Here is a 5,916-nt window from a genome sequence, read left to right as displayed (position 1 = left end):
CCCGGCCGACCGCCTGATGCACGAGGCGGCTGCCGCGGCCGCGGCGATCGCGTCGTATAGCAAGCCGGCCGTGATGGCGGCGCGCGAGGCGGTGGACCGGGCGTTGGAAGTGGGCCTGCGCGAGGGAATCCTGTTCGAGCGCCGCCTCTTCCACGCTCTGTTCGCCACTGAGGACCAGAAAGAAGGGATGACCGCGTTCCTGGAGAAGCGCGCGCCCGACTTCACTGGACGATAACCAGCCGCAGGCGCGAACCTCGTTTGCCCTCGGCGGCCCGTGAATATATTCATGGGCTAAGAGGGATCGAGGGATTGTCGGATGAGTGCGAATAGCGCAGACAATGCGGTAGCGGTAAGCGCGGTCGCTGTAGTGACGGGGGCCGCGCAGGGGATCGGACGCCGTGTGGCCGAGGTACTGGCGGCACGCGGATACGCGATGGTGCTGGCGGACCTGCGTGAACCGACCGAGACCCTTGCTGCCCTACGCGGCCAGGGCGCAGCGGCGTTCGCGCTGGCCGGAGATGTTGCCTCCGAACCGTACGCCGCCGAGTTGGCGGACCGCGCCCTCGCCGAGTACGGCCGGATCGACGTGCTGGTCAACAACGCCGGCGTCTCTCTGCTCCGCCCCGCCGAGGAGACGACGGCGCAGCAGTGGCGGCGCGTGCTGGACGTGAACCTGACCGGCCCGTTCCTGTTGTCGCGGGCGCTGGGCGCGGCGATGCTCGCTGCCGGGAGCGGGTCGATCGTCAACATCGCGTCAATCGCCGGCTTGCACGGCATCGCGGACCGCGCGGCCTACAACGCCAGCAAACACGGCTTGATCGGCCTGACTCGCACGCTCGCCGCCGAGTGGGGCGGGCGCGGGGTGCGGGTGAACGCCGTGTGCCCCGGCTGGGTCAAGACCGAGATGGATGCGGCGGACCAGGCCTCCGGCGGATACACCGATGCCGACATCACCGACCGGGTGCCAATGGGCCGTTTCGCCGCTCCAGACGACATCGCCGCCGCCGTCGCGTTCCTCGCCGATCCCGCCGCGAGCGGGTTCGTCAACGGTGTCGCGCTCCCGGTGGACGGTGGTTGGACGGCGGACGCGAGCTGGACCAGTCTGCGGCTGCGGAAGCGGTGAGCACAGCTGCGCAGCGAACCCGCCCTGCGCCTGAACCAGCGCATAGACTGCACGAATGATCGATGGGGAGCCTCCTTCCGGCGCCGGTTCGCAGGTGGCGGCCCGGTCCGCCGGGGGAGGGAACGGGGATGGCGACTGGCACGAGATCGCTCGGGGCAGACTCGCGCTCGCCAGGCGTATCAAGCTTCTGGCTCTCGCCGCCGTGCCCGCGGTGGTCGCCGGGCTGACGAACGGTACCGCGCAGCTCGTCCTCGCCGCTGCGGCGGCCGGCCTGCTGGCGCTGGCGTGGTATCCGCTCGGGCGCTCGGCGCGCACGTGGCGATTCCGCGAGCGCGGCGAGGATCTGTTGATCGATCACGGGTTGTTGGTGCGCAAGCAGGTTGTGGTGCCGTACGGACGGATGCAGTTCGTCGACATCGTCGCCGGGCCGCTCGAGCGCTCCCTTGGTATCTGTACCCTGCGATTGCACACCGCGTCAGCCGCGTCCGACGCGCGCATACCGGGACTCAAGCCCGCGCTCGCGGAGCAGTTGCGCGATCGGCTCGCCGCACTCGGTGAGGCCCGGATGGCCGGGCTGTGAACCAGGCCGCCGCGGGCGTGGACTGGAGCGTGCCGCGCCGGACCCACCCCTGGTCGATCGTCGTGAACGCGGTGCACGAGGCGCGCCGGGTTTTGTCAGGGCTCGTGGTCGCGGTGGTCAGCGGCCGGGCGCTGGGCGGCGGCGAACTGGTGGAGGTGATCATCCCGGTCGCGGCCGCGCTCCTCGGCGTGCTCGCGTGGGTACGCACCAGCTTCCGGGTCGCGCCCGAAGAGTTCCGGCTGGACTCCGGCGTGCTCTTCCGGCAAAGCCGTACCGCCCGCTTCGACCGAATACAGGCCGTTGACGTCGATCAGCCGGTGCTGGCGCGGATGTTCGGACTGGCCGAGCTGCGTCTGCAACTCGGCGGAGGCAGGCACGGGCACTTCCGGCTCGCGTGCGTGCGGCAGGAGGAGGCCGCCCGGCTGCGGGCATTTCTGCTCAGCCGGGTCGAGCAGGTCGTTGCGGTTGAGGGCCATGCCGGCACGAACCAGCAGGCTGATGAAGGCGAGCCGGGAGCGCAGCGCGCCCTGGCGTACCACGGCGGCGTGCCATACGGGCTTGAGTCCGACGAGGTCGCGCTCGCGGTCGTTCCGCACGGCCGATTCCTGGCCTCGTGGGCGCTGTCACCGGCGGTGTGGTTCGCCGCCCTCGCAGCGGCGGCTAACATCGCGGTCGTCGCTACCGGATCGGTTCACGCGCTCAGTGGCACGATCCCCGAGACGATCGCAGCGATCGGCTTGGCGTGGGAGCGGCTGCAGCGTTACTACGGCTTCACCCTCTCGCTTTCGCGCGACGGGATTCGGCTGCGGCACGGACTGCTCAACCGGTACGCGCAAACGGTGCCGGTCAACCGGCTCCAGGCCATCGAGATAAGCCAGCCGCTGCTCTGGCGGGCAGCAGGATGGGCGCGCGTGCGCATGAACGTCGCCGGATACGCGCACGGCGGCGGGCGCGGCGAGCCAGGCCGTCGCACGACCGCGGTGCTGTTGCCGGTCGCCCCGGTCGGCGAGGCGTTCGCGGTTGTCGGGCACCTGCTCGGGATCCAGTTCGCCGACGTGCGATTGCGGCCGGTGCCGGATCGCGCCCGATGGCGGGCCTTCTTCTGGCGTCGTTCTTACGCATTCGGGTTCGACGACACTGTCGTCATAGCGCGGCGCGGCTTGCTGCACCCTCGGTACAGCGTCATACCGCATGTCAAGGTGCAGTCATTGCATCTGATCCAGGGGCCGTGGCAGCGCTCGCTCTCGCTGGCGAGCGTCGCGCTGCACACCGCCCGCGGACCTGTCAGGATCCTGCTACGCCATCGGGACATCGCCGAAGCACAGCAGTTCTTGGAAGAGCAGAGCACGCGCAGCGCCACCGCGCGCCGCATCGCCGTCTAGGCGAGCGCACCGCGCGTCACGATCAGAGCACGCGCGACCAAACCGGGCGCGCTTCGGCGGGGTCCCCGCAGAAGTCGTAACGCGCTCCGGTGCGGGTGAGGGCGACCAAGCTCAGACTTGAGGTGCCCCACTGCTTCGCTTCGATGCTCCGGCGCAACACGAGCGCGCGGGCATCGGCGACATCAAGTCCAGCGCCGCTCACCAGCGGCAGCCACTCGCCCCACGCGCTCTCGACGGCTCCTTCGCGTGGTTCGGGTCGCGGCGCCTTCTCAAGCAGCGGCCGGAAGTACTCGATGCGCGCACGCATCTGCGCAGCCCCCGGCCCTTCGCTTTCATCAGCGCCCTCGAGACCGGAGTTGACGATGATGTGCAAGCCCGCGTGCAGCGCTCGCTCGTCGAGGGTGGCCCCGTTCCAGCTCCACAAGCGAACCGACTGCGGCGTCGCCCACACCAGATGGAACGGGTCGTACCGCGTGATATCGAGGTCACCGGCCTCCCCATCGGCCGCGAGGCGCAGCGGTAACTCGCCACGGGTCAGCCGACGCGATTGCGCGGCCGGCTCGCCGTGCGCGTTGAGCACGCACGCCACCCGTGGCACCTGCGGGTTTACCGCCAGCCAGGTGCCCAGAGCTTGCAGGTCCTGGCCGCCGACCAGCTCCGGGCGATGCGGCCAGCGCCGGCCAGGTGGCAGCCACGGCCGGTCAAGGAACTCGTCGCGCACCCCGATCAGCAGCACCGGAACGGCGGAGTGGGGATCGATGCTGACCACCGTGGTGCACATCTCGCCGCCGCTTCCGTGGAGTGGACCGGACTGGCCCGACCGGAAGAACGACGTTACCGGGTTCACGCCGGCTCGTCGTATCGCTCGCGTCCTGAGACAGTGGAGTCGGCAGTGAGCGTTCTGAGACCTGGCAGGCGGCGAGTGCACATGGCGGACCAAGCAAATCTGAGTCCTCGCGCGGCTAACACGCGTTTTGTTGCCGCAGCCCGGCCGCGCAGACCGCGCAGATTCGCGACCTTCGCAGTTCTAGCGCTGGCCGGCCCGGGACTTAGCCTCGGCGCCGCGGCCTGCTCCAGTTCCAGCGGTTCCGCGAAGCCGACGCCCTCGGCAAGCACGCCCGCGTTGAGCCCGCTGACCGGCATCGGAGCGGCAGGCCACGTCCTCGCGGTCAAGATCGACAACGTCGGCTCTGCGCAGCGACGGCAAACCGGACTCAACTCGGCCGACATCGTCTACGTCATCGAGGTCGAGGGCGGACTGAGCCGCTACCTCGCGATCTACGACAGCTCGCGCGCCCCGGCCCGCGTCGGACCGGTGCGCAGCGCGCGGCAGACCGACATCCCGTTGCTGGCCGCGTACGGCCGCGTCGGGCTGGCCTACTCCGGCGCCATCTCCGGGCTGCTGCCCGACCTCGCCGCGGCCAACGTGCAGAACATCACTCCAGCCATTGCGTCGAGCCAATTCAGCAATGGCGGCAACGACCCGACCTACATTTCCCCGGCCAGCATATTCACCGCCTATCCCGACCTGGCCGAGGCGAAGGATGTGGGCCTGCGCTTCGGTCCAGCGCCGGCCGGCGGGCAGTCGGCCGCGTCGGTGAGCGCCACGATGCCCTCGGCCTCATTCACCTTCACCGCCTCGGGAACCCGATGGCTGGTGTCGGTCGACGGCCGCGCCGCGAATACCACCGATCAGGGCCGCACCAGCGCGGACAACGTGATCATTCAGCACGTCCACGTCGTGCCGGGCAAATACACCGACCACAACGCCGGGCATCCCGACAACGAGGTCTTCTCGCAGACCACCGGCCAGGGCCTCGCCGACTTCTACCGCGGCGGCCAGGTCTGGCACGGCCAATGGTCGAAGGCCACCGACACCTCGCCGACCGACTACACGATCAACGGCGTGCCGATGCCGCTCGCGCCGGGCCGCACCTGGATCGTCCTGGAAGGCCAAGGATAGGCTCGAAAAGTTTCGGACCGGGTTATCCGCAGCTGCGGGTCTGACTGAAACTTCCAACGGTCCGGCTCGGTGCCGTGACCAGCCATATTAGGCTGACCTGCCATCATTCGATTTCTCTCATCGATTTGCGCTCCGGGCTTTTCGCAAGATCTCCGAAAGTTGTTGCCAAGTCTTCGGTGCCGGGCCAATACTTCCGCCCATCAGGCCTCACCCACGCACCGTCGATCCGGGTCGGCCTTCACGAGGAGGAAGCACGCACGTGAACGATGCCCCCACCCCACTCACGGGGCGCAGACGCGGCCGCACCAGGCTCTTCGTCGGCAGCGCCGTAGCCACGGCGCTCGGCGCCGTGTTCGCCTTGGTCGCGACGGTGCTGCCCGGCACCGCCAGCGCCGCCACGCAGATCTGCTCCAGCCAGACCGGCAACAACGGCGGCATGTACTACCAGATGTGGACCGCCGGCCAAGGCTCGGCCTGCATCACGCTGAACTCGAGCAACAGCTACTCCAGTTCATGGAGCAATGTCGGCGACTTCGTCGCCGGCGTCGGCTGGAACCCGGGCAGCAACCAGACCGTCACTTTCTCCAGCAGCCTGAACGCCTCCGGCGGCACGACGCTGATTTCGCTGTACGGCTGGTCGACCAACCCGCTGGTCGAGTACTACGTGGAGGAGAACTACAGCGGCTCTCCGAACACGGCCGGCACGTACATGGGGCAGATGACCAGCGACGGCGGCACGTACAACATCTACGAGCACCAGCAGGTCAACCAGCCCTGCATCCAGGGCAACAACTGCACCTTCGAGCAGTACCTGGCCATCCGCACCTCGCCGACCAGCAGCGGCACCATCACCACGCAGAACTTCTTC

7 protein-coding genes are annotated in these 5,916 nt (G+C 68.9%); 6 read left to right on the top strand and 1 reads right to left on the bottom strand.

The genetic code is table 11. The features are described 5' to 3' along the window. The 4 genes from VN779_RS18595 to VN779_RS18580 form a co-directional block, all read left to right on the top strand. Positions 1-235, top strand: a 235-nt coding sequence (locus tag VN779_RS18595; protein WP_325725038.1) for an enoyl-CoA hydratase-related protein, incomplete at its 5' end; no start/stop codon positions are given. Between the two features lie 81 nt (positions 236-316). Further along, entirely contained in the window at positions 317-1,123 is an 807-nt protein-coding gene (locus VN779_RS18590; protein ID WP_325725036.1) for an SDR family NAD(P)-dependent oxidoreductase, read from the top strand. A 55-nt stretch (positions 1,124-1,178) separates the two neighbouring features. Then, the gene (locus tag VN779_RS18585; protein WP_325725034.1) at positions 1,179-1,703 is read left to right on the top strand and encodes a PH domain-containing protein; all 525 of its coding nucleotides are present in this window, start codon (positions 1,179-1,181) and stop codon (positions 1,701-1,703) included. Beyond that, a complete protein-coding gene (locus VN779_RS18580; protein ID WP_325725032.1) occupies positions 1,700-3,085 on the top strand; it encodes a PH domain-containing protein in 1,386 nt (461 codons plus the stop codon). The genes VN779_RS18585 and VN779_RS18580 overlap by 4 nt, the downstream gene beginning before the upstream one ends. A gap of 22 nt (positions 3,086-3,107) precedes the next feature. On the opposite strand, the gene VN779_RS18575 is transcribed toward VN779_RS18580, so the two are convergent. Continuing rightward, complete coding sequence (locus VN779_RS18575) at positions 3,108-3,932, bottom strand: NRDE family protein (RefSeq protein ID WP_325725031.1); 825 nt, start codon at positions 3,930-3,932, stop codon at positions 3,108-3,110. Positions 3,933-4,208: 276 nt separating this feature from the next. Here VN779_RS18575 and VN779_RS18570 point away from each other — a divergent pair, with 276 nt between their 5' ends. Together VN779_RS18570 and VN779_RS18565 are read left to right on the top strand one after the other, a co-directional pair. After that, complete coding sequence (locus tag VN779_RS18570; protein ID WP_325725029.1) at positions 4,209-5,048, top strand: DUF3048 domain-containing protein; 840 nt, start codon at positions 4,209-4,211, stop codon at positions 5,046-5,048. 259 nt (positions 5,049-5,307) lie between these two features. Continuing rightward, positions 5,308-5,916: glycoside hydrolase family 11 protein (locus VN779_RS18565; protein ID WP_325725027.1), on the top strand; the 609-nt coding region annotated here is incomplete at its 3' end.

The organism is Actinocrinis sp. (genome assembly GCF_035605935.1).
Lineage (GTDB): Bacteria > Actinomycetota > Actinomycetes > Streptomycetales > Catenulisporaceae > Actinocrinis.
The sequence above is the reverse complement of the archived record's forward strand: the minus strand, read 5'-3'. Positions and strand labels throughout refer to the sequence as shown.